Genomic DNA, 21,501 nt, shown 5'->3' with positions numbered 1-21,501 from the left:
TCAACCCCTTAAAGAGCACGCTATGCGCCATCTTCACTGGTTCCGTAACGACCTGCGCCTAATAGACAACCCGGCCATTGCCAGCCATACGGCGGCCGATTCGCTACTGTGTGTCTACCTCATGCCCAAGCCGCGCCCCTGGTGCAACTTGGTGGGTGTGGGTGCCCAACGCGAGCGCTTCCTACGAGAGTCACTCCAAGACCTGCATCAACAGCTCGTTGAGCGGGGACAAGCGCTCATGGTGCTTGAAGGCTCTCCAGAGCTAGTACTGCCTGATCTCGTCGCTCGGTTTGCCATCACTGAGGTCAGCACCACCTTTACTCCCGGTTCTTACGAGCGAAAAACTTTGGCCTATCTGGATGAAAAACTGACCGTTCCCCTGCAAGTTCATCGAGGCAACAGCCTCTTTGAGCAGCCTGACCTGCCTTTTGAACTAGAAGACTTACCGAAGGTTTTCTCGCCGTTCCGACGAGCGGTCGAGAAACTCAATGTCCGAGGGCCTAGCCCCTCCCCAGAGGCCCTACCACCGCCTCCAGCCGCGCAGTTTGATGCTATCCCACCTGCAGATACCTCGAAGCCAACCATGCTGCCGCTACCCGGGGGACGTGCAGCTGGCCTGCGGCGCCTGCGACAGTTCGTATTTGATGACCGCTCAATTACGCAATACAAAGAGACCCGAAACTGCCTCGATGCGCTGGACGGCTCCAGCACGCTTTCGCCCTGGCTAGCCAATGGCAATTTATCGGTTCGGGAGGTTGCCCACGAGGTTTTCCGCTTTGAACGCGAAGACTTGAGCAATGAGTCCACCTACTGGTTGTTTTTCGAACTTCTGTGGCGCGAATTTTTCCACTGGCGCGCCGTCGTTGATGACGCACAAATGTTCAAGATTGGCGGTGGCTCGGGAAAAATACTCGGCAACACCTTTGACCCGAGAAATTTTGCGCGATGGTGTGCCGGGGATACCAACTTCCCCTTGGTTAACGCGCTGATGCGTCAATTGGTAGCGACCGGCTGGATGAGTAATCGCGGCCGACAAATAGCCGCAAGTTGCCTGATCAATGAGCTGAAGGTTGATTGGCGATTTGGCGCGGCTTTTTTTGAAAAACACCTCATCGACTATGACGTCGGTAGCAACTACGGCAACTGGCAATACATTGCCGGCGTAGGAAGCGACCCACGTGGTGGCCGTCACTTTAATATCGATAAACAGGCCGGACAGTGGGATCCACAAGGGATTTTTACTGCTAAGTGGGGTGGCGATCGCCCCTCGCAGCCCCACTACGTCATTGACGCCGCTGATTGGCCCATTGGTGAGGGGCACTAATGCCTCGTATGCGTAAAAAACGCGATTTACCAACCAAAGTCTGTCCGGTCTGTGAGCTGCCTTTTTCCTGGCGCGCACGTTGGAAGAACAATTGGGACGAGGTCGTCTACTGCTCAAAACGCTGCGGAAGTCAGCGACACAAAGCACTCAGCAGAAGCTAACGGCAGATGGTCCTCAACAACCCTCTGTCGATTCGAACCCACATTTGCGGCCACTAATGATGTTTCTTTACCTGCTGCGTCTCTGACTTTTTAGTTATCGCGTAACCGGGCCTTTGGTGCTTTACCCACCTAGGTTGTTTCAGTGGCTAATCAGGCTTGGCTTAGGTTCAGCTCGCCACCAAATAAGTCAGTAACACCTCACAGCTGTTCGAGCAGGGTATCTGCCCATGCCGTTATGGCCTGCTTTTCTTCCGGGTCACGCTTTCGCCAGTTCCCCATAATCAAGCCCATTCTTGGATTGGAGCTAAGCAAATCAGCATTGCGATCAATAAAGTGCCAATAGAGACTGTTGTAGGGGCAGGCCTCGTCTCCGGTCATTTTCGCAGGGTTATAGCGACACTGCTTGCAGTGGTTACCCTGTTTCTGGATGTATTTACCGCTTGCTGCGTAAGGCTTGCTCGCCATCGCACCCTCATCAGCAAACAAAGCCATTCCAGACGTGTTGGGCAATTCGACCCATTCATAAGCGTCGACATACACAGCTAGGTACCAGGCACACACGCTGTGGACATCGAGCCCGGCCAACAGCGCAAAATTCCCAATAACCATAAGCCGCTGAATGTGGTGGGCATAGCCCAGATCGAGGGACTGGCTCAGGGCCCGCTGTAAGCAGCGCATGTCCGTCTCAGCATTCCAGAAAAAATCTGGCAGGGGGCGTCTGGCATCGAAAGTATTACGCTCGGCGTACTCCGGCATTAACAACCAGTAAATGCCACGAACGTACTCTCGCCATCCTAAAATTTGCCGAATAAACCCTTCTGCTGCCGCGAGGGAACAACGCTCAGCGCGATACTCAGCTTCCACCCGTTGACACAAAGCCAGTGGTTCAAGAAGGCCACAGTTGAGATACATCGAAATAAGACTGTGGAATACCCAGGGCGACTCCTCCGGCAACGCGTCTTGGTAATTTCCAAAATCTGCCAGCGTATAACGGCAAAACCAGTCAAATTGCTCCTGAGCCCCTTCATGAGTCACCGCCAGGCGAAACTGACTCAGGTCACCCGGATTATCGGGAAAGTATTCAAGCACTTCGTCGATTACCTTCTGGGTGATGGCATCGGGAGGGACGTCCTCACGCTCTGGTATTGGAACTTGATTACGCCACCCTTTCCGGTTGTCGGCATCATAGTTCCACTGACCACCGCAGGGGTCTTGATCATCTAGCAGCAGGTCGTAGCGTTTGCGCATCTCCCGATAAAAATACTCCATGCGGAGCTGCTTACGACCTGCAGCCCAAGCTGTAAAGTCATCATTCGACGCGAGAAAACGTGTGTCCTCCAAAAGGTTGACTGGGACCCCTAGGCGATCACTCCACTGGAGCATTGCAGCGAGTAATCGATGCTCACCGGGACTACAGACTTCCACGCTTTTTGCTGGATGCTGCTTGAGTGCCGCCGAGCAGGCCTCCTCAAGGCTGCCAAGCCCCGCCCCAATCTCGGTGTAATAGACGGTGAAACCCTGATCTCGAAGGGCTTGAGCGAAGTGGCGCATGGCAGAGAATATGAGCACCATTTTGTGACGATTATGAGGTACATAAGACGCCTCTTCCCGAACTTCAGCCAAAATAATGCCGTCGGTTTGAGGATCGGCAGCCGCTATGGCGGGATTGCTCCAACTGAGCTGATCGCCCAATACAAGAATCAGTTTACTGTTTGACATGTTGTTTATCCGACCTGAGTCATTACGCTGCTTTAGCCATTATTCTTGCAGCCATGGCAGAAGAAGTTGGTTGAGATTGACCTGTGCTTTGAGCCGGGTGGCCAGCATAAACAACCCTGCAATTTTCCGGTGAATGTAAGCCACATCGACGGGTGGCGCCTCCCAAAACTCCTTATAGCGCTGTATGTCACCAGCCATGGCCACTGCCTGTTTGGGGAGCTCAGAAATAGCAAAGTCGTAGGGCTCATCCCGTGTAAGCGGCGCCAAGACGACCGTCGCCAGCTGTAAAATCGTGTCGCGATAGGGTGTCTTTTCGGACCCCAGTTTGTAACCAATACGGTTTGCCGCTTCAGCCATGGCATCTTGGTCATGGGTCACCACCGCTTTTAGCAAGTCTAAGTACGCTCCGGTAAATGCTGCCTTGAAACGGCGTGAGGCACCGAAATCAAGCAAAACAACCTGACCGCTCTCTGGGTCATAACGGTAGTTGGCAAAGTTGGGATCTGTTTGGACCAACCTCAACTCAAACATTTCAATCAGCAGCAACTCAAAGAGTAGCGACATGACCCGATTGCGTTCTTCCTGGTCTTCGTGAATCACATCCTCAATGGGAACCCCTGGAACATAGGTCATACCGAGAACTCGAGACGAACTTAAAGATGGGATAACCCTGGGTAAGAGGAAGCGCTCGTCGTCACCCAGCGCTCGAACAAAGGCATTGAGGTAGCGCGCCTCTTGCTCGTAGTCAGCCTCCTCACGCAACTGCGCCTTGACCTCCAGAAGTAGCGGAGCTATCTCTATATGTTTGGGTAGTAATCCCGAGACCCGCAGCAGAGTGGCAAGATTATCGACGTCAGAATCGATACTTTCCCGCACTCCCGGATACTGCACTTTCAGTACCGCCGACCGACCCTGCTTGGTCGTTAAACGATGGACCTGCCCGATAGAAGCCGCTGCAAAAGGTTGAAAATCGAAGTCATTGAGCTTGCTCTCAAACTCCGGGCCGAAGGCATCTGCTAGGACTTCTCTAAGCTGAGTATCGGGCATGGCGTAACCCGCATCGCGAAGAGTTGCAAGAATGTCGGCCAGTTCCCGAGGCAAAAAATCACCGGTATCCATCGAGAATATCTGCCCCAGCTTCATCGCCGCACCGCGCATCTCAGCGAGCTGCTTGGTGAGCCGTCGGGCATTCGTGGGTGTCAACAAAAGATCGCGGGCCTTAGGTCGATTACCGGAGGCGACCTGTTTAACGCCCTCGGTAAGCATATTGCCCGCTACTCCCCCTGCTAACCGCGCAAATTTACCAAAACGCTGGACCCGACCTCGGGGTACGGCCTGACTTTTTCCGGTCATGTCCTTTGCCTCGATCGTTTTTTCACAGGAGCCTTACGGTTGAGGTAGGGCGCAATCACGTCGTAGGCATTGAATTCGGCATTGAGCACAGCAATAAAAGTAAATACCCCGGTCAGCTTGCGTGCCACTAAAGCGAAATCGCCACTGGGGATCGTGAACTGCCGACTCGTGACCGACTTGGCAACATGGCGGCCGGTGCGATTAAGCAGTGCCGACCGACCCCAACAATAGTCACCTGACTGATTCAAAAACTCCGGCGGTAATTCCGAGGGCGGCCGTAACGGTTCCAGTAAATTCACCACAAAATTTCTAAAGGTCTGCTGAGCATGGCTGCCAGCATCGTCCTTCAAACAACCCAACCGCTGTAATCCCGATAACAGCGCCGCATCGTCGTTGCAATGTCCGGCTACAATGGTGTCGCACAGCGCCTGCTGAACGGACTTCTCAAGGCTCATAACAGAACCAAAATCTAGCAGCGTCAACTGATCACCCTCGGCGCTGATCAAGTAATTACCGAAATTGGGATCGCTTTGCATCAGGCCCAGCTCAAAAACTTCGACGAAGAAAAGCTCAAGCATTAACCGCCCCAAAGCGTTACGCCTAGCTTGAGGTAGGGCCGCAACCTCTGATGATCCGGCTTGAAAGCCCGAGACATAATCCATCGTGAGCCAGCGACTTCCGGAGTAACGCGGCCAAAAATTGGGCACCACTAAAGACACACCATCAACCGTCAGCGAGTCGTATTTAGGGAGTGCACTGGCGAGCTGTTGCGCTACGGCCATTTCTCTTGGGTAGTCGATTTCTGCATGAAGCTGGGCGCGCAAAGTTTGTAACCAGGAATCAAAGTCTCGGCTGATTGGAATCCAACGCGCTAGCCGCAACATTTTGACGACGGCATCGAAATCCTCGTCCAACATCGCAGCCAAGTCTGGATATTGGACCTTAACGACAACCATTTCCTTGGTCGCGATGACTTGAGCGCGATGGACCTGCGCCAGAGATGCCGCTGCGAGAGCATCGGATTCAATTTGAAGCTCTTTGTACCGAGACCCCAGTGAATCCCGTAGCAGCGGCTCCACATGACGCCAAGGTAGGGGCTGAGCCTGAGATTCGAGCTGATGCAGAGCCGCGGTTAGGGGAGCAGGTAAAAAGTGTTCACCCAATAAGGCAAACAGCTGGCCAATTTTGACGTAGCTGCCTTTGAGTTCACCCAAACTTCGCGCAAAGCGTTGGGCCTCTCGATCTAACCGCTCGCTGTTACCCGCTTCCTCACCCCGGAGCTTGCGCAATGCGCTGTCAAAAGCAAAGGCACCGCCGGCACGAGCGCCAGCGATGGACAAGCTTAATCCACGGCTCAAGGCACCACGGCGAATGGGTTTGTTGTTAGTCATGGCAGTCGTACGTGAGGCCGCGGTTTGCGGACTACCGGGGGCGCCAATTGCCCCCGGACAAAGCAGGGTCAGTCAAGCAGCAGGCTGGCTAAACGTTTACGGTGATGTATGGCATCGCCAAAGACCTGATGAGTCCACTGACCACGGCGGATGAAGAGCGTTGAATCACAATCCCACGTGAAGCCGATACCACCGTGAAACTGAACCGCGCGGTCCCCCGCGTAGGACATGGTTTGTCCCGCCGATACCTTGGCCATACGGCAGGCGACTTCAGCATCGTGGCTCAGAGAATCAGCATCTAACAAAGACGCCGCGTGATAACAAAAGCTGCGGGCATCCTCGACACCACAATAGATATCAACCGTGGGATGCTTGAGAGCCTGATAGGAGCCAATAAGTTTGCCGAACTGCTTACGCGTCTTCAAATAATCAACGATTACCTCTAAGCACCGTGCCGCACTGCCCGCGGCCTCAGCAGCCGTGAGCAAGGCGCCAAGCAACCGATAGTCCCTGATTGCGGCAACAACGCGCTCACCCGTAAGCATTGCTTTAGCTGACACTCCGGTAAAGTCGATCTGCGCCGTACGCTTGGTGAGATCAATGAGCGTATTGACCGATATCGCATCCGCTTTTAGATCGGCCGCGTCTACTACCGCAATGGCGGGAGCGTTGTCACACTGGCCCACAACCAAAATAAGGCTGGCCTCGTGACCGCAGCCCACGAAAGTCTTACTGCCACTGAGCACACCCTCTTTGGTCATCTCAAGGCCTAAGTTAGCACCACCCCAGTCACCTCCGTCGAGAAACGCAACGGTGGCAATGCGACCCCCAGCGATATCTTGTAGCAATGGCTCCTGCTCTGCCCCCCCCGCTCGCAGCAGCAATTGCCCTGCCAAAGTGGTGTCAATGAGAGGCGTGCCCAGCAAAGCGTGGCCCATAGCCTCTGCAACGGGAATGACCGCACTGATCCCCAGCCCCGCTCCTCCCACCATTTCAGGCAGTGCGATACCGGTCCAACCTAAGTCGACAATCTCCGACCAGACCTGAGGCTCGTAACCCTGATCACTTTCAAGGAATTCGCGGATTTTATCGGTGGGCGCCTTATCATTGAGGAAGCCACGAGCCACATCCATGAGCATGCTTTGCTCATCACTGAACTTGAGCGATACATTTCCAAGTACTGATGTCATCACTAATCTCCTTACTTGGGCAGGCCGAGAACATGCTCGGCGATAATGTTGGCTTGCACCTGAGAGGTTCCGCCGCCTATGGTGGCGCCAAAATTGGAAAAATAAGCGCGCTGCCAAAACCCGCCGCGATGGGCATCGGGGTCGTCAACATAGAGAGCTCCCTGGGCACCCTGCATAGCGGCCCCGAACAGCTTCATGCGCCTCGCCCATTCCGTACCGCGGTACTTCGAAGACAGGGGTAAGCCCATGGGAAAGTCACTGGTTAAGGCCGGCACGCCCATACGGCGGGCTGACAGCGATAACGCCTTGGCCTCCATAATCAGGCCAACGGCCTCGTCTCGAACCGCCGGGTCTTCAAATACGGGAGCCCCGTCACGTTCGAACCCTCGCAGATCGTTAATGAGATCATCGATTTCAATCGCCACCATCCAGTGACCCGTTGCCTGACCGGCTGAGACACCGCGCTCATACTCGAGAGTTTTCATGGCAACGCCCCAACCCTTGCCCTCGCCAACCATCAAAGTATCGGCAGGGATTCGAGTGTCGGTAAAAAACACCTGATTGAAACCATATTCACCCGTCACTTTACGGATGGGTACCGCGTCGACACCGGGCACCTTCATGGGCGACAGAAAAAACGACAGGCCGTCGTATTTACGCTGCGCAGTGGGATCTGTCCTAGCCAGCAAAATCATATGGTCCGCATAGTTTCCCAAGGTGGTCCAGATCTTGGAGCCGTTGATGACGTACTCATCGCCATCACGAACCGCCTTCGTTTGCACAGCACCAAGATCAGAGCCGTGATCAGGCTCGGAAAAACCCTGACACCAAATCTCATCGCCGGATAGGATATGTTTCAGATACTTGGCCTTCTCGGCATCGGTGCCCATTTCAAGCAACAGAGGTCCCGTCCAGCCCAATCCAATGGTGTTGAACATGATGGGGGCATTGCATCGTGCCAGCTCTCGATCCACCACGTCTTGATAAGCCGGATCAGCGCCCTGGCCTCCGTATTCCGTGGGCCAGTGCATCCCTAAAAAACCCGCCTCCCAAACTTTGTGCTGCCATGCCCTGAGAAAATCGAGCTGCTGCTCGGTGCCAACCTCTAAAAAGCTCAAAGGCAGCAGGAACCCAGGATCGGCCGGGGCATTTTCTTTCATCCATGCCGCAACCTCGGCCTGAAATGCTTTTAGTGTTTCTCTAGACTCAGCCATGTTGGCTCCTCTCGTTACAGTCCGTACTGCCGGGACGCCAGGTCACGCATAATTTCCTCAGACCCCCCGCCAATTGCATTTACTCTCACTTCTCGATAAATCCGCTCGGTGCGGCTGCCACGCATGAAGCCTAGACCGCCCAACACCTGCATCGCCTCTCGCGCACAGAACTCCATGACCTCACTGGCCTGAACTTTCAGCAAGGCGATATCGGCGGGATTGGGCTCACCCCGCTCAATGGATTCGTTGCACACACGAATATAGGCCTGCGTGGCGTTTATTTTTTGTTTCATCATAGCAATTTTATGACGAATAACCTGATGATCGGCTAAACGCTTGCCAAAGGTTTTACGCTCGCGAGCCCAGCTCACCGCCTCCTCCATACAGACTCTCGCCGCCGCCTCCATGTGGATCGCCATGCCCATACGCTCGCTATTAAAGTTCGTCATGATTACTCGAAAGCCCTGATTTTCTTCACCGATCAGCTGACTGGCAGGAACCCTGACGTTATCGAAATACAGCGTGGCTGTATCTGAAGCCCACCACCCCTGCTTACGATCCAAAGGAGTGCGAGAAAAACCCTCGGCGTTCGTCGGGATTAACAGCATAGAGACGCCGCCAGCACCCTCGCCACCCGTGCGTACTGCCGTCGAAACCCAATTCGCGCGCATACCCCCGGTAATGTAGGTTTTCGAGCCATTAACCACGTACTCATCACCATCGCGCACTGCGGTGGTCTGGAGATTAGCCACGTCGGACCCTCCGCCCGGCTCGGTAATCCCCAAGGAAATCCATGCTTCCCCCCGAAGTATGGGCGGCGCAATCTCATCCTTCATGGTTTGGGAGCCCCAATTGATGATGGGCGGCAAACCAATATTGTGAACCATCAGACTCGCGTTAATGCCGCCGGCACCAACACGTCCCAGCTCCTCTGCGGTGATCTGCCCCAGCCAAACATCATCTGGAGTCCCACCATAGGCCTCAGGGTAACCCAGGCCCAATAAGCCCACTTCGGCAGCCTTAGGCCACAATCCAATAGGAATCTCGCCTGCCTCATCCCAGTCGTCGGCATAGGGCATAATTTCAACATCAATAAAACGGCGTAGCTGCTCCCTCCAAGCGTGATGTAAATCGGTCAGGTTGGGGTTGGGGAGTTGGGCGCTGTCAAAGTCGAGACTCATAGGGAATTGTTTCTCTTTCTCAAGGCGGATACGCGGCCTTGTGTGGTTTTTTTGAATTTTGAGTAGGTTTTTATACCACGGGTTCACGCCGGTGTAACCCAAGGCCCAGACAGGCGTACAATATGCGGCCTCAGGCATCCGTGAAGCGCCACAAACCGTATGCCAGAAGTAGAGAAATTAACCGGGAAAAGTGATGAGTTACCGCGGCACGACCGACTATGATCATGGCACGCCCCCGTTAACCGGGGTATTGATCACCAATTTGGGGACCCCACAAGCCCCCACGGCTAAAGCGCTGCGCCCTTATCTCAAGCAATTTTTGAGCGACCCCCGGGTTGTGGAAGTGCCCCGGCTCATTTGGTGGCTGATTCTTAACGGCATCATTTTAAACACGCGTCCAAAAAGATCCGCTGAGGCTTACAGTGAGGTTTGGACTGATCGGGGCTCTCCGCTGTTGTATCACCTCATGGATCAAGTCAGCGGTATCGAGGAACGACTGAAAAGCCGAGTGGGTGATCACGTTATGGTGCGCGGTGCGATGCGCTACGGTAATCCGTCGATTCCCAATGTTCTCCAAGACCTCTTCAGTGCAGGCATTCAGCGGCTCGTCGTACTCCCCCTTTATCCCCAATATGCCGGACCCACCACGGGGTCAACGTTTGATGAGATCGCTGCTGACTTCGTGACTCGCCGATGGCTACCCAATTTCCGTTTTATCGCAAATTACTGTGACGACCCGGGTTATATTGCCGCCGTCGCGGGGTCTATTCGCAAGCACTGGGAACAACATGGACGTGCCGATAAACTTATATTTAGCTACCACGGGAGCCCGCAACGTTACCTGCAAAACGGCGATCCGTACCATTGTCAGTGCCATAAAACGACGCGACTCGTTGCCGAAGCTTTAGATTTGAACGCCGATGATTATTTATCCACTTTTCAATCGCGCTTCGGTCGTGAGGAGTGGCTCAAGCCGTACACCGATGAAACCCTCAAGTCTCTGCCGGAGACGGGTGTTAAATCGCTGCAAATTGTTTGCCCAGGCTTTTCTGCCGATTGCCTTGAAACCATTGAAGAGATTGGCATGGAAAATCGTGATTATTTCCTCGAGGCAGGAGGAGAGCGCTACGAATATATTCCCTGCCTGAATGCCAGCACGGAGCACCTCGATGCTCTGACCGATCGTATTCAGAGGGAATTGAATGGCTGGGAGGAGCCCGCCTACGACGCCCAAACAACGCGCTCAGAGGCCGGCGCGTTTGGAGCTAGCCGCTAATCACGACACGTCTAGAGGATGTGGGCAGGTTCGACGACGCCAATTGCCCAAGCGATCGCGATTCCCAGAATAAAAAGCAGCGTTAATTTGCCCCGGTCGTGACTGTGAAATTGGATTTCCGGCAACAAATCACCCAACGCTATACAGATAAAAGCACCCGCAGAGAAAGCCAGGGCCGCGGCCAGTATTCGACCGTCAGCGGGTGACAGCTCAACGGAGTACCAAAATATCACCGCCGCCACTGGGCAAAGCAGCGAAAATATGAGGTTGATCCAATGCCTGCGGCGGGGAGATTGGCCAGATGCCGCAAGGACCGTTTCAATCGATAAGGCATCCAGAGGTTTATGCAGAAATATCGCCAGAAAAACGCCAAGTCCTAAAATACCAGCATCAGACCCGGTCCCTGCTCGCATCACGGCGCCTAAGGCAATCCCGTCCACTAGGGTATGAATTGCCAAACCCAACAACAGCCCCATCCAAGTGAAGGGCCCGCCCGGAGGCTGGGTATGGCTGTGATCATGGGCGTGTCCATGGCTGTGGGCATTGGCCACGCCCTCACCGCAGTTCGCATGGGATTCGTCGAAATCATGCTGATGAAAGTGAAATAGCCGCAGCAGCACCAGCATAAAAACCAGTCCTGCCATTACCCAAGCCATGGCAAAATCAACGCCCGCCGTTTTAGCGAGTGCCGCGTGGGGGATAAGATGGAAAAAAGCTACCCCTAACATCAAGCCCGCCACCAGACTCATCACCAGCTGCGTCCGGGTGTGTGTCATGTGGAAGCGACGGGGCACCCACCCACCTAAGATACTGACCGCAAAAATAGCGGGCAGATAGATTAGCAACAACACCATTGCGGCACTCACAAACTCACCATATTGTCGCGATGAATGATTTCCGAGTCGCCACCATAGCCAAGAATCACCGGTATATCCTTGGACGGCTTACCCTGCAGTTGATGCGCTTCTGAGGCACTGTAGTTGACCAGACCCCGAGCTATTTGACGCCCCTCACTATCCACGCAGGCCACCAGATCACCCCGCACAAAATCGCCCTCGACGGCTGTAACACCGATGGGCAAGAGTGACTTATCCCCGGCAGCCACAACGGCAGCCGCACCCGCATCGAGTACTAAACGACCCTGAATGTGGAGCAGGCTAGCGAGCCATTGCTTTCGAGCGCTTTGCGGCCGTTGCCGGGTGCTGAGTAAGGTACCCAATTGTTCCCCCGCGGCCACCTTGGGAATGACTTCAGGCATGCGCCCGTTGGCAATCACGGTAACTGCACCTGATCGCGCTGCCAACCGAGCAGCGTTGAGTTTGGTCACCATACCGCCGCGTCCAAACTGGCCACCCTCGCCGACCACTTTATCGAGTTTGGGGTCATCAACCTCCGCGGCTGGAATTACCGCGGCGTCGGGATTTTCGCGAGGATTTGCGTCACATAACCCGTCTTGATCCGTTAGCACCAGCAACACATCGGCGTCTATCAAATTCGCCACGAGTGCTGCCAGCGTATCGTTATCCCCAAGGCGTATTTCATCGGTCACTACCGAATCATTTTCGTTCACAACCGGGATGACACCCAAATCAATCAGGCGCCCCAGTGTCCCACGCGCATTGAGGTAACGGTCTCTGGCGAGAATATCTGCGTGGCTCAACAAAACGAGAGCCGTGGTAATACCCTGAGGGGCCAGCGCCTCTTCGTAACTGCGAATCAGTGCTGACTGCCCTACCGCCGCGGCAGCCTGCAGCGAGTGGAGATCCTCCGGGCGATCTTCAAACCCCAGCCGGACCGCCCCAGCTGCGACAGCACCGCTGGACACCAACACCACCTCGCAGCCGCGCTCTCGCAAAGTGATCAGCTGCTGAACCAAGCCGTGAATAACGCCTTTATCGAGACGTCGCCCATCAGCGGTGAGTAAGGCACTTCCCACTTTAACGACCCAGCGGCGCGCGGTCAGCAAGACCTGGCGATCATCTGTGATCAAAGACGGTACTCCACAGCCACCCCGTCGTCACCATCGTCATCGTCGTCTTCAACTTGCTCACTGTTTTGGGCGCGACTCTCATCCCTTTTTGCACTGCGCAGCGCTTCGATGCGCTCTCGTGCTTCTTGCTGCATTGCCGTTTGAGCCTCGCGCTCGGCCTGCATTGCCGCATCATCTGCAGCAAGCGTCTCGTTGAGGTCTTCAATGTAGGTCATCAGATCGCCACTGAGCCGTCTGGTACCCTCACGGCTCAACGCCGAGATTTCATAGACAGGGCCGGTCCAATTTAAAGCAGAAAGCACAGCAGCCTTTCGCTCGGCGAGCAGCGTCTCGTCGATTAAATCCACTTTGTTCAAAATCAGCCAGCGAGGGCGTGACGCCAAGGTAGGGCTAAAACGCTCCAGTTCGCGGACAATGCTCACCGCCGCCTCTGAGGGGTCGCTCTCATCAAGGGGGGCGATGTCGACCAAGTGCAACAAAATGCGATTTCTTGTTAGGTGCTTGAGAAAGCGTATGCCTAGTCCAGCACCCTCAGACGCACCCTCTATTAGCCCAGGTATGTCTGCCACAACAAAGGAGCGGTAGCTGTCCACCTTAACAACGCCCAAACTGGGTATTAGCGTCGTGAAGGGATAATCGGCAACTTTAGGAGTGGCCGCCGATACCGCACGAATCAGCGTGGATTTTCCCGCATTGGGCAAGCCCAGCAACCCCACGTCAGCCAAAACCTTGAGCTCCAACTTCAATCGGCGATTTTCCCCTGCTGACCCTGGAGACGACTGTCGAGGCGAGCGATTGACACTAGATTTAAACCGCGTGTTACCCAAACCGTGAAATCCGCCCTGAGCAACCAGCAACTCCTGCCCAGCCTCTCGAATGTCGCCCAGCACTTCACCCGTATCTTCATCGAGTATGGTGGTACCAATAGGAACGGGAAGCGTCAGGTCCTCCCCCGCCTTACCCGTGCAATTGCGACCTTTACCTGAGCTGCCGGCTTCTGCCCTAAACTTTCGCGTGTAGCGGTAGTCAATCATCGTATTGAGGGAAGCGTCCCCCAATAAAATTACGCTACCCCCGTCGCCACCGTCGCCACCGTCAGGGCCGCCAAAAGGAATATATTTTTCCCGTCGGAAGCTGACACAGCCACCGCCACCATTCCCGGCAAAAACTTCGATGGTTGCTTCATCGACAAACTTCATGAGTCATCCCTCCGGGATGTGCGCTGCTGCAATTTTTGTACAGCAGCCTAAAACAAAAAAGCCCCGTCAGCTGACGAGGCTTTATGTCACCATGTGGTCGCTGTACCTACGCGCTGACGACCCGAACCTGCTTGCGGTTTCGAGGACCCCCGACATAGAACTCGACCTTACCGGCCGACGTTGCAAACAAGGTGTGGTCCTTGCCTACCCGAACGTTATCACCGGCATGAAACCTTGTGCCGCGCTGTCGAACGATAATACCGCCTGCGCTGATCTCTTGACCACCAAACACCTTGACGCCCAACCGTTTGCTTTCTGAATCGCGACCGTTGCGAGTACTACCGCCTGCTTTTTTATGTGCCATGGAAGCCTCCTATTAGCCCGTTATTCCAGTAATTTTAACCTCAGTGAACCACTGCCTGTGGCCAGTCTCATTTCGGTAGTGCTTACGCCGATTGAACTTCACAATACGGATTTTCGCGTGGCGACCGTGGGCCACCACCTCAGCAGTCACTTTGCTGCCTTCTACCAACGGCGCGCCTATTTTGACGTCTGCGCCCGCGCCCACCATGAACACACGGTCAAATTCGATCGTGTCACCGGTCGCGACTTCAAGCTTTTCCAACTTGAGCACTTCGCCTTCTTCAACCCGGTGCTGCTTGCCACCGCTCTCAATCACTGCATACATTCGACTTTTCCTCGTAGTTAGCCGGCTCGCAAAATTAAAAACCGCCGAAAAAGCAGCGGGGCAGAGCGTCGGCACCAGATGAGCACTACAACCCTTGGGTTATGAGACTCGGGCGCGGATTTTAGGTGAGGAAGCTCCGAACTTCAAGTGTGTTTATTACGCGTCTCTATTTTAGCGCACTTACCTTGGTCAGCATGGCGCAGAACCCAGCAAGCCCCTATACTCCGCTTGCCCCAAGGAGAGTCCTCTTGATTACATCGATACGTGCCTGTGTTGCGGATGAGTTCCAGCAGGTCAATGAGCTCATTATTCAACAGCTAAAGTCAGACGTGGCCATGGTGGAGAACGTTGGGCATTACATCGTTGACGCCGGAGGCAAGCGCCTCAGACCACTTTTGGCCCTGCTAGCTGCTAGCGCTCAAGGCGGCGTTGACCTGTCAGACATTAAATTCGCGGCGGTGGTTGAGTTCATTCACACCGCAACCCTGCTGCACGATGACGTCGTCGACTTATCGAGCCTGCGTCGAGGCAGAGCCACCGCCAACGCGGAATTCGGTAACGCCCCCAGCGTCTTGGTCGGCGACTTCATTTACACCCGGGCGTTTCAACTCATCGTTAACCTGGGAGATTTGTCACTTTTACAAAGTATGGCAGATACCACTAACACCATTGCGGCAGGTGAGGTTCTTCAATTAATGCGTGCGGGGGATCCGTCGGTAACCGAGACTCAGTATCTCGACGTTATCGACCGCAAAACAGCCGCCCTGTTTGCTGCTGCCTGTCGAGGCAGCGCCATTTTAAAGGGCCGTGATCCGTCACAGCAGGATCAGATGGCAGCTTACGGCCGGCATTTAGGCATTGCCTTTCAAATGATTGACGATGTCCTCGACTACACCGGCGATCCCCAAGTCACAGGAAAGCAAGTAGGTGACGATCTCAATGAGGGCAAACCGACACTCCCGCTGATTCACACCATGGCATCGGGCAGCGCCGATGATGCCGCGATCGTTCGCGACGCACTCTCTCAGAAAAACAGTGAGAATCTTACCGGCGTAATCGCAGCCGTACGCCGCTCGGGTGGTATCGACTACACCCGTGAGCAGGCCGTGCTCCATCAACAGTCCGCTCTTGCTGCGCTGGACGGTCTAGCCCAGTCGGCGGCTTTGGAGGCCCTTCATGAGCTAGCTGATATGGCTATAAATCGGGAGCGGTAAAGCTACCGCGTTTACCCTTCCATATACCCGAGAAGCTCTTCGGTACGAGCTTCCATCAATGCACGATCAGCACGGCTTTCAACGTTCAATCGCACAACAGGCTCGGTATTAGACATGCGCAGATTGAAACGCCAGTCGCTGTTCTCAATACTCAAACCATCGCGATGCTCAACCCGTAATGCGGTCGGTGCGTAATGCGCTTCAACGGCAGCTAAAAGCGAAGCCGGATCCTCCACGCGACGGTTGATCTCGCCTGAACAAGGAAATTCCGCCTCTCGTGCGGCAACCAACTCTGCGAGGGATTGCTTTTTGTCAGACATCAAAGCAGCGACCAACAGCCAAGGAATCATGCCGCTGTCGCAGTAGGCAAAGTCTCTGAAATAATGGTGGGCGCTCATTTCACCACCATAAATTGCGTCGACCTCTCGCATTCGCTCTTTGATAAACGCGTGACCCGTTTTACTGGCAACAGCCTCTCCCCCTGCCGCGGCCACAATGGCCTGAGTATTCCAAGTCAGTCTCGGGTCGTGCACCACGCGCTGAGGACCCTGCTGCGCCAGAAACGCCTCGGCCAGCAACCCAACAATATAGTAGCCCTCAACGAAATCACCTTGGGCCGTAAAAAAGAAACAGCGGTCAAAATCGCCATCCCAAGCGATACCCAGATCGGCGCGCTTCGCGCGAACGACGCTGGCGGTTGCCTCACGATTTTCCTCAAGCAGAGGGTTGGGAACGCCATTAGGAAAGTGACCATTAGCCTCGTGGTGCACCTTGCTAAATTTAAAAGGCAATTTAGGCTCTAGAGCATCGATCACCCTGCCCGCACCGCCATTACCTGCGTTACACACAACGTTTAGGGGCGCGAGGCTGGGAACATCGACATAACTCAGCATATGTTGAATGTAAGGCGATAGCGTCGAGGTAGTCTCATAGCTACCTTTACTACCGGAATCACGTCCCCGACGTTGTTCCGTAAGACGACGAATCTCCGCGAGACCGGAATCCCCCGAGATGGGTTTAGCACCTTCCCGAACAAACTTCATGCCGTTGTAATCTTTGGGGTTGTGGCTTGCTGTCACAACAATGCCGCCGCCGACTCCGAGATGATCCGTGGCAAAGTAAATTTCCTCGGTGCCACAAAGACCAATATCGACAACATTAACCCCCGACTCTCGCAAGCCGTCAATTAAGGCGCCTTTGATGGATTCACTGGTCAGGCGAATGTCGTGACCCACGACGACACTGCCAGGGTCAATAACTTCTGCATAGGCCCGCCCAATTCGGTGGGCCACATCTTCGTTGATCTCATCGGGTACTCGCCCACGAACATCGTAGGCTTTGAAGCAGGGTAAAGAGTCAGACATAAGAGTTATGGCCTGTAAATAGTTTCATAGACGTGGTTAGTGGCTTCAACAAAGCCGGGTACGCTGCCGCAATCAAAACGCCGGCCTTTGAATTGGTAGGCGATGACACCCCCTGTGTTCGCCTGTTGCTGCAGCGCATCAGTAATTTGAATTTCGCCAGAGGCTCCGGGTGCGGTGCCACGAATGATGTCAAAAATATCGGGGGTCAAAATGTACCGTCCAATAATCGCCAAATTGGATGGCGCTTCCGCGGCGCTGGGTTTTTCGACCATACGCTCAACGCGAGTGATGCCGTCTCTTAACGGTTCACCGGCGATCACCCCATAGTTGTGGATCTCGTCGTCAGGAACCTCCTGAACCGCCACAATAGAGCAGCCAAACTCCTCGAATAGCTCTGCCATTTGAGCCAGCACACTGGGACCACCCGTGTTTAAACAGAGATCATCGGAAAGAACCATACCAAAGGGTTCGGGTCCAATCAGCGGTTCGCCGGTCAATACCGCATGTCCTAGGCCCAACATCTCTCGCTGCCGAACCATGGTAAAAATACCCTGATCAATGACATCACGAATACTGCCCAGCAGTGACTCCTTGCTGCTTCCGGCGATTTGATGTTCGAGCTCGTAACTGATGTCAAAATGATCCGCAATCGCGCGCTTGCCGCGGCCGGTCACCAAGGCACAATTTGTCATACCCGCCTCGATGGCTTCCTCCACTCCATACTGCACCAGCGGTTTGTTAACAACTGGCAGCATCTCCTTGGGCATGCTCTTCGTAGCCGGTAAAAAGCGGGTGCCATAACCGGCCACCGGGAATAAACATTTTCTAAGCATCACAACTCCCTAAGCTTAACGACCGTAAACGTCTTCAAATCTGACGATGTCGTCTTCCCCCAAATAGGAGCCAGACTGCACCTCGATAAGCTCCAGAGGAATTTTTCCCGGATTTGCCAAGCGATGCACCTCACCCAACGGGATATAAGTTGACTGATCTTCAGTAAGCGTGAATGTCTCCTCCCCACGAGTGACCTCAGCCGTGCCTTTCACCACAATCCAATGCTCCGCACGGTGAAAATGCTTTTGTAACGATAAAGTTTGCCCGGGCTGCACAATGATGCGCTTGACTTGGAATCCCTCGGCGACCACCAGTGATTCGTAGGATCCCCAGGGTCGGAAAACGCGCTGATGTACCGTCGCCTCGCTTCGATCGGCGATTTTCAGCGCACTAACGATATCTTTCACCCCTTGGACATTGTTCCTATCCGCCACGAGCACGGCGTCCGCAGTTTCGACAACCACAAGATTGTCTACGCCCGTTGTTGTGACTAGGCGCGATTCACTGCGGACATAGCTATTGGTGGTTTCGTGGGCGAGTACATCCCCCTCAACCACGTTGCCCGCTGTATCAGGGGTGCCCACTTCCCAGAGTGCAGACCAAGCGCCAATATCACTCCATTCACAATCGAGAGGCACGATACCACCACGATCAGTGTGCTCCATAACCGCGTAGTCAATGCTATCTGAGGGGCAAGCGAGAAAAAGGTCCGTGTCGGGTCGTAAGAAATCTAGGTCTCGACTCGCACCGTCCATAGCTGAGCAACTGAGTCGGTGCATTTCGGGCTGATATTGCAAAAGAGCATCGAGGTAACTTTGAGCGCCCAAGAGAAACATACCACTGTTCCAATAGAAGTTACCCGCTTCCAAGTAGCCAGCTGCAGTCGCGGCATTGGGCTTTTCAACAAACTCCGCAAGGTTAAGGACACCAGAGGAAATTTCTTCGCCACCACGGATATAGCCGTAGCCGGTTTCAGGAGAGGAAGGCACCACCCCAAACGTAATGAGGTGTCCCGTAGCCGCCGCCGGTAGCCCTTGCTGCACTGCCGCTGCGAAAGCACGAGGGTTTCCGATGTGATGATCGGCGGGAAGCACGAGCAGAATTGCATCGGGGTCACTCTGAACGGCTTGTATTGCAGCCATGGCAATCGCTGGCGCCGTGTTGCGACCGGCTGGCTCTAAAATTAGGGCAGTTGCAGGCAGGTCGATCTCGCGTAATTGTTCTGCGACCAAGAAACGATGGGCCTCATTGCACACAACAATGGGGGGTTCTGCCTGAAGAGACTCTAAGCGCTGACTGGTTTCCTGCAGCATTGAGTTAACGCCACCCAAAGGTAAAAATTGCTTGGGTCGCCCTTCTCTGGAAACGGGCCATAAGCGGCTGCCAACACCACCAGATAAAATTACAGGTATGAGCATTCTGTACGTCCAAAATGTTTTGGCTCAGAAGAACCGCAGTGAGAGGACCGGCGCTTGCACGCGGTTAGGGAACCACTAATCACGCAAAACCCGTATTAAAACTCTGATGCATATGATCCCCGACTGGACATGTCACTTTCAAGCTTTAAAATGCACGTTATTCGCGGCTGACAACTCACCCCTCCACCGTCGCCGTCTGACCCTCTAAACCGGATACTGTATGACAACCACGCCGCACGTTGCACAACCCGCTTACACCAAGGAAGAGCTTGTCGCCTGTGGTATGGGAGATCTATTTGGTCCCGGCAATGCCCAACTGCCGATCGATCAAATGCTTATGATCGACCGCATCGCTCACATCAGCTCAGAGGGCGGCGAATACAACCGCGGGCAGATCATTGCCGAGTTGGACATACACCCAGACCTCTGGTTTTTTGACTGCCATTTTCCCGGCGACCCTGTCATGCCGGGATGCTTAGGACTCGATGCCATGTGGCAGCTTGTGGGATTTTTCTTGGGCTGGCGCGGCAACCCGGGTAAAGGGCGGGCGCTGGGCTCGGGGGACGTTAAGTTTACCGGGCAAGTACTACCCACCGCGAAGCGGGTGGAGTATAAAATTCAAATCAAGCGCGTCATTGAACGCAAGCTTGTGATGGGCATTGCTGACGGCACTGTTGCCGTCGACGGCAACATTATCTACACCGCCAAGGATCTTCGGGTCGGCCTTTTTCAATCAACGGAATCTTTCTGATGACTCAGCGTGTGGTGGTAACGGGTATTGGTACCGTTTCCTGTCTGGGCAATGATACGGCCGCAGTTACTGCCGCACTCAAAGCAGGGCAATCCGGAATTAGCTTCTGCCAGCAGCATGCCGACGCTGGCATGCGCTCCCATGTCGCTGGAGTGCCTGATATCGATTTGTCGGCCTGCATTGATCGTAAGCGCTGGCGTTTTATGGGGGACGCTGCAGGGTACGCCTACCTGAGCATGGAGCAGGCGATCGCTGATGCGGGATTGAGTGAGGAGCAGGTTTCCAATACCAGGACGGGCATTATCGCTGGATCAGGTGGCGCTTCTTCAGCAAGCCAAGTCGAGGCCGCTGATATTCTCAGGGATCGAGGCTTGCGCCGAGTAGGTCCATATCGTGTGACCCAAACGATGGGCAGCACCGTCTCCGCGTGCCTAGCCACCCCTTTCAAGATTAAAGGCGTGAACTACTCAATTTCTTCAGCCTGCTCAACCAGCGCCCACTGCATTGGCAACGGTATGGAGCTGATTCAAATGGGCAAGCAGGACATCGTCTTTGCCGGTGGAGGTGAGGAACTCCACTGGTCGCTCAGCTGTTTATTTGACGCTATGGGCGCCCTGTCCACGCAGTATAACGAGGCTCCCGATCAAGCTTCTCGTGCCTACGACGTGGATCGCGATGGCTTTGTGATTGCCGGAGGTGGCGGCATGGTCGTGCTGGAGTCCCTAGACCATGCATTGGCTCGCGGCGCCAACATTTACGCTGAAATCGTCGGCTACGGTGCGACCAGCGACGGCTACGATATGGTCGCTCCTTCTGGTGAAGGTGCCGTGCGCTGCATGCAGCAAGCAATGGCCACCGTTGATGGTTCGATTGATTACATTAATGCCCACGGTACTAGCACGCCGGTAGGTGATATTCAGGAGCTTAATGCCGTCAGGGAAGTCTTTGGCAGTCATGAAGACGGCCCTTGGATTGGTTCTACAAAATCACTCAGCGGGCATTCATTAGGCGCTGCTGGGGTTCAGGAAGCTGTCTACTCGCTGCTAATGATGCGCGAAGACTTCATCGCCGCATCGGCGAATATCAACCAACTCGACGACGGCGCTGCGGGCCTCAAAATCGCCAGAGAGCGTATCGATCAGGCAGGGCTGAATCGAGTCATGTCCAACAGCTTCGGCTTTGGTGGCACCAACGCTACGCTAATTTTTCAGCGCTATAACGACGCCTAGCCCAG

At 54.5% G+C, this 21,501-nt stretch carries 20 protein-coding genes; 6 read left to right on the top strand and 14 right to left on the bottom strand.

The annotated features are described in order from the left end of the window. Positions 1-22 precede the first annotated feature (22 nt). Positions 23-1,324 carry a DASH family cryptochrome gene (locus ACMAZB_RS03095; protein ID WP_435219361.1) on the top strand — a complete coding sequence of 434 codons (1,302 nt, stop codon included), beginning with the start codon at positions 23-25 and terminating at the stop codon, positions 1,322-1,324. Next, positions 1,324-1,485 (top strand): DUF2256 domain-containing protein, encoded by a 162-nt coding sequence (locus ACMAZB_RS03090; protein ID WP_435214359.1) that lies wholly within the window; start codon positions 1,324-1,326, stop codon positions 1,483-1,485. Before ACMAZB_RS03095 ends, ACMAZB_RS03090 begins: the two co-directional genes overlap by 1 nt. A gap of 198 nt (positions 1,486-1,683) precedes the next feature. Here ACMAZB_RS03090 and ACMAZB_RS03085 read toward each other — a convergent pair whose 3' ends face one another. The 6 genes from ACMAZB_RS03085 to ACMAZB_RS03060 all read right to left on the bottom strand — a co-directional run bounded on the left by ACMAZB_RS03085 (position 1,684) and on the right by ACMAZB_RS03060 (position 9,533). Next, entirely contained in the window at positions 1,684-3,204 is a 1,521-nt protein-coding gene (locus ACMAZB_RS03085; RefSeq protein ID WP_435219360.1) for a cryptochrome/photolyase family protein, read from the bottom strand. A gap of 39 nt (positions 3,205-3,243) precedes the next feature. Continuing rightward, positions 3,244-4,557 carry an ABC1 kinase family protein gene (locus tag ACMAZB_RS03080; protein ID WP_435219359.1) on the bottom strand — a complete coding sequence of 438 codons (1,314 nt, stop codon included), beginning with the start codon at positions 4,555-4,557 and terminating at the stop codon, positions 3,244-3,246. Further along, entirely contained in the window at positions 4,554-5,948 is a 1,395-nt protein-coding gene (locus ACMAZB_RS03075; protein ID WP_435219358.1) for an ABC1 kinase family protein, read from the bottom strand. The genes ACMAZB_RS03080 and ACMAZB_RS03075 overlap by 4 nt, the downstream gene beginning before the upstream one ends. Before the next feature lie 68 nt (positions 5,949-6,016). Continuing rightward, complete coding sequence (locus ACMAZB_RS03070) at positions 6,017-7,138, bottom strand: acyl-CoA dehydrogenase family protein (protein ID WP_435219357.1); 1,122 nt, start codon at positions 7,136-7,138, stop codon at positions 6,017-6,019. An 11-nt stretch (positions 7,139-7,149) separates the two neighbouring features. Then, entirely contained in the window at positions 7,150-8,352 is a 1,203-nt protein-coding gene (locus ACMAZB_RS03065) for an acyl-CoA dehydrogenase family protein (RefSeq protein ID WP_435219356.1), read from the bottom strand. A 14-nt stretch (positions 8,353-8,366) separates the two neighbouring features. Beyond that, a complete protein-coding gene (locus ACMAZB_RS03060) occupies positions 8,367-9,533 on the bottom strand; it encodes an acyl-CoA dehydrogenase family protein (protein ID WP_435219355.1) in 1,167 nt (388 codons plus the stop codon). Between the two features lie 193 nt (positions 9,534-9,726). Here ACMAZB_RS03060 and hemH point away from each other — a divergent pair, with 193 nt between their 5' ends. Next, entirely contained in the window at positions 9,727-10,809 is a 1,083-nt protein-coding gene (gene hemH, locus ACMAZB_RS03055; protein ID WP_435219354.1) for a ferrochelatase, read from the top strand. An 11-nt stretch (positions 10,810-10,820) separates the two neighbouring features. On the opposite strand, the gene ACMAZB_RS03050 is transcribed toward hemH, so the two are convergent. The 5 genes from ACMAZB_RS03050 to rplU all read right to left on the bottom strand — a co-directional run bounded on the left by ACMAZB_RS03050 (position 10,821) and on the right by rplU (position 14,686). Next, positions 10,821-11,675 (bottom strand): ZIP family metal transporter, encoded by an 855-nt coding sequence (locus ACMAZB_RS03050; protein WP_435219353.1) that lies wholly within the window; start codon positions 11,673-11,675, stop codon positions 10,821-10,823. Then, positions 11,672-12,799, bottom strand: a complete 1,128-nt coding sequence (gene proB / locus ACMAZB_RS03045) for a glutamate 5-kinase (RefSeq protein WP_435219352.1) — start codon at positions 12,797-12,799, stop codon at positions 11,672-11,674. Before proB ends, ACMAZB_RS03050 begins: the two co-directional genes overlap by 4 nt. Further along, positions 12,796-13,998 carry an Obg family GTPase CgtA gene (gene cgtA, locus ACMAZB_RS03040; protein ID WP_435219351.1) on the bottom strand — a complete coding sequence of 401 codons (1,203 nt, stop codon included), beginning with the start codon at positions 13,996-13,998 and terminating at the stop codon, positions 12,796-12,798. Before cgtA ends, proB begins: the two co-directional genes overlap by 4 nt. 106 nt (positions 13,999-14,104) lie before the next feature. Continuing rightward, complete coding sequence (rpmA, locus tag ACMAZB_RS03035; protein WP_435214340.1) at positions 14,105-14,362, bottom strand: 50S ribosomal protein L27; 258 nt, start codon at positions 14,360-14,362, stop codon at positions 14,105-14,107. A 12-nt stretch (positions 14,363-14,374) separates the two neighbouring features. Next, positions 14,375-14,686 carry a 50S ribosomal protein L21 gene (rplU, locus tag ACMAZB_RS03030; RefSeq protein ID WP_435219350.1) on the bottom strand — a complete coding sequence of 104 codons (312 nt, stop codon included), beginning with the start codon at positions 14,684-14,686 and terminating at the stop codon, positions 14,375-14,377. A gap of 248 nt (positions 14,687-14,934) precedes the next feature. On the opposite strand from rplU, the gene ACMAZB_RS03025 reads away from it, so the two are divergent. After that, a complete protein-coding gene (locus tag ACMAZB_RS03025; protein ID WP_435219349.1) occupies positions 14,935-15,900 on the top strand; it encodes a polyprenyl synthetase family protein in 966 nt (321 codons plus the stop codon). A gap of 11 nt (positions 15,901-15,911) precedes the next feature. Here ACMAZB_RS03025 and ACMAZB_RS03020 read toward each other — a convergent pair whose 3' ends face one another. The 3 genes from ACMAZB_RS03020 to ACMAZB_RS03010 are packed head-to-tail and all read right to left on the bottom strand — an operon-like array spanning position 15,912 to position 19,516. Next, positions 15,912-17,264: a phosphomannomutase gene (locus ACMAZB_RS03020; protein ID WP_435219348.1), complete on the bottom strand. Its 1,353-nt coding sequence runs from the start codon at positions 17,262-17,264 to the stop codon at positions 15,912-15,914. A gap of 5 nt (positions 17,265-17,269) precedes the next feature. Then, on the bottom strand, positions 17,270-18,097 hold the full coding sequence (gene galU, locus ACMAZB_RS03015) for a UTP--glucose-1-phosphate uridylyltransferase GalU (RefSeq protein ID WP_435219347.1): 828 nt from the start codon (positions 18,095-18,097) through the stop codon (positions 17,270-17,272). Between the two features lie 15 nt (positions 18,098-18,112). Beyond that, positions 18,113-19,516, bottom strand: a complete 1,404-nt coding sequence (locus ACMAZB_RS03010) for a mannose-1-phosphate guanylyltransferase/mannose-6-phosphate isomerase (RefSeq protein ID WP_435219346.1) — start codon at positions 19,514-19,516, stop codon at positions 18,113-18,115. 220 nt (positions 19,517-19,736) lie between these two features. Here ACMAZB_RS03010 and fabA point away from each other — a divergent pair, with 220 nt between their 5' ends. Further along, complete coding sequence (gene fabA / locus ACMAZB_RS03005; protein ID WP_435219345.1) at positions 19,737-20,267, top strand: 3-hydroxyacyl-[acyl-carrier-protein] dehydratase FabA; 531 nt, start codon at positions 19,737-19,739, stop codon at positions 20,265-20,267. After that, complete coding sequence (gene fabB, locus ACMAZB_RS03000; RefSeq protein WP_435219344.1) at positions 20,267-21,496, top strand: beta-ketoacyl-ACP synthase I; 1,230 nt, start codon at positions 20,267-20,269, stop codon at positions 21,494-21,496. Before fabA ends, fabB begins: the two co-directional genes overlap by 1 nt. Positions 21,497-21,501: the final 5 nt, after the last annotated feature.

The organism is Luminiphilus sp. nBUS_07, from assembly GCF_051201685.1.
GTDB lineage: Bacteria > Pseudomonadota > Gammaproteobacteria > Pseudomonadales > Halieaceae > Luminiphilus.
This window is presented reverse-complemented; position numbering and strand designations above follow the sequence as displayed.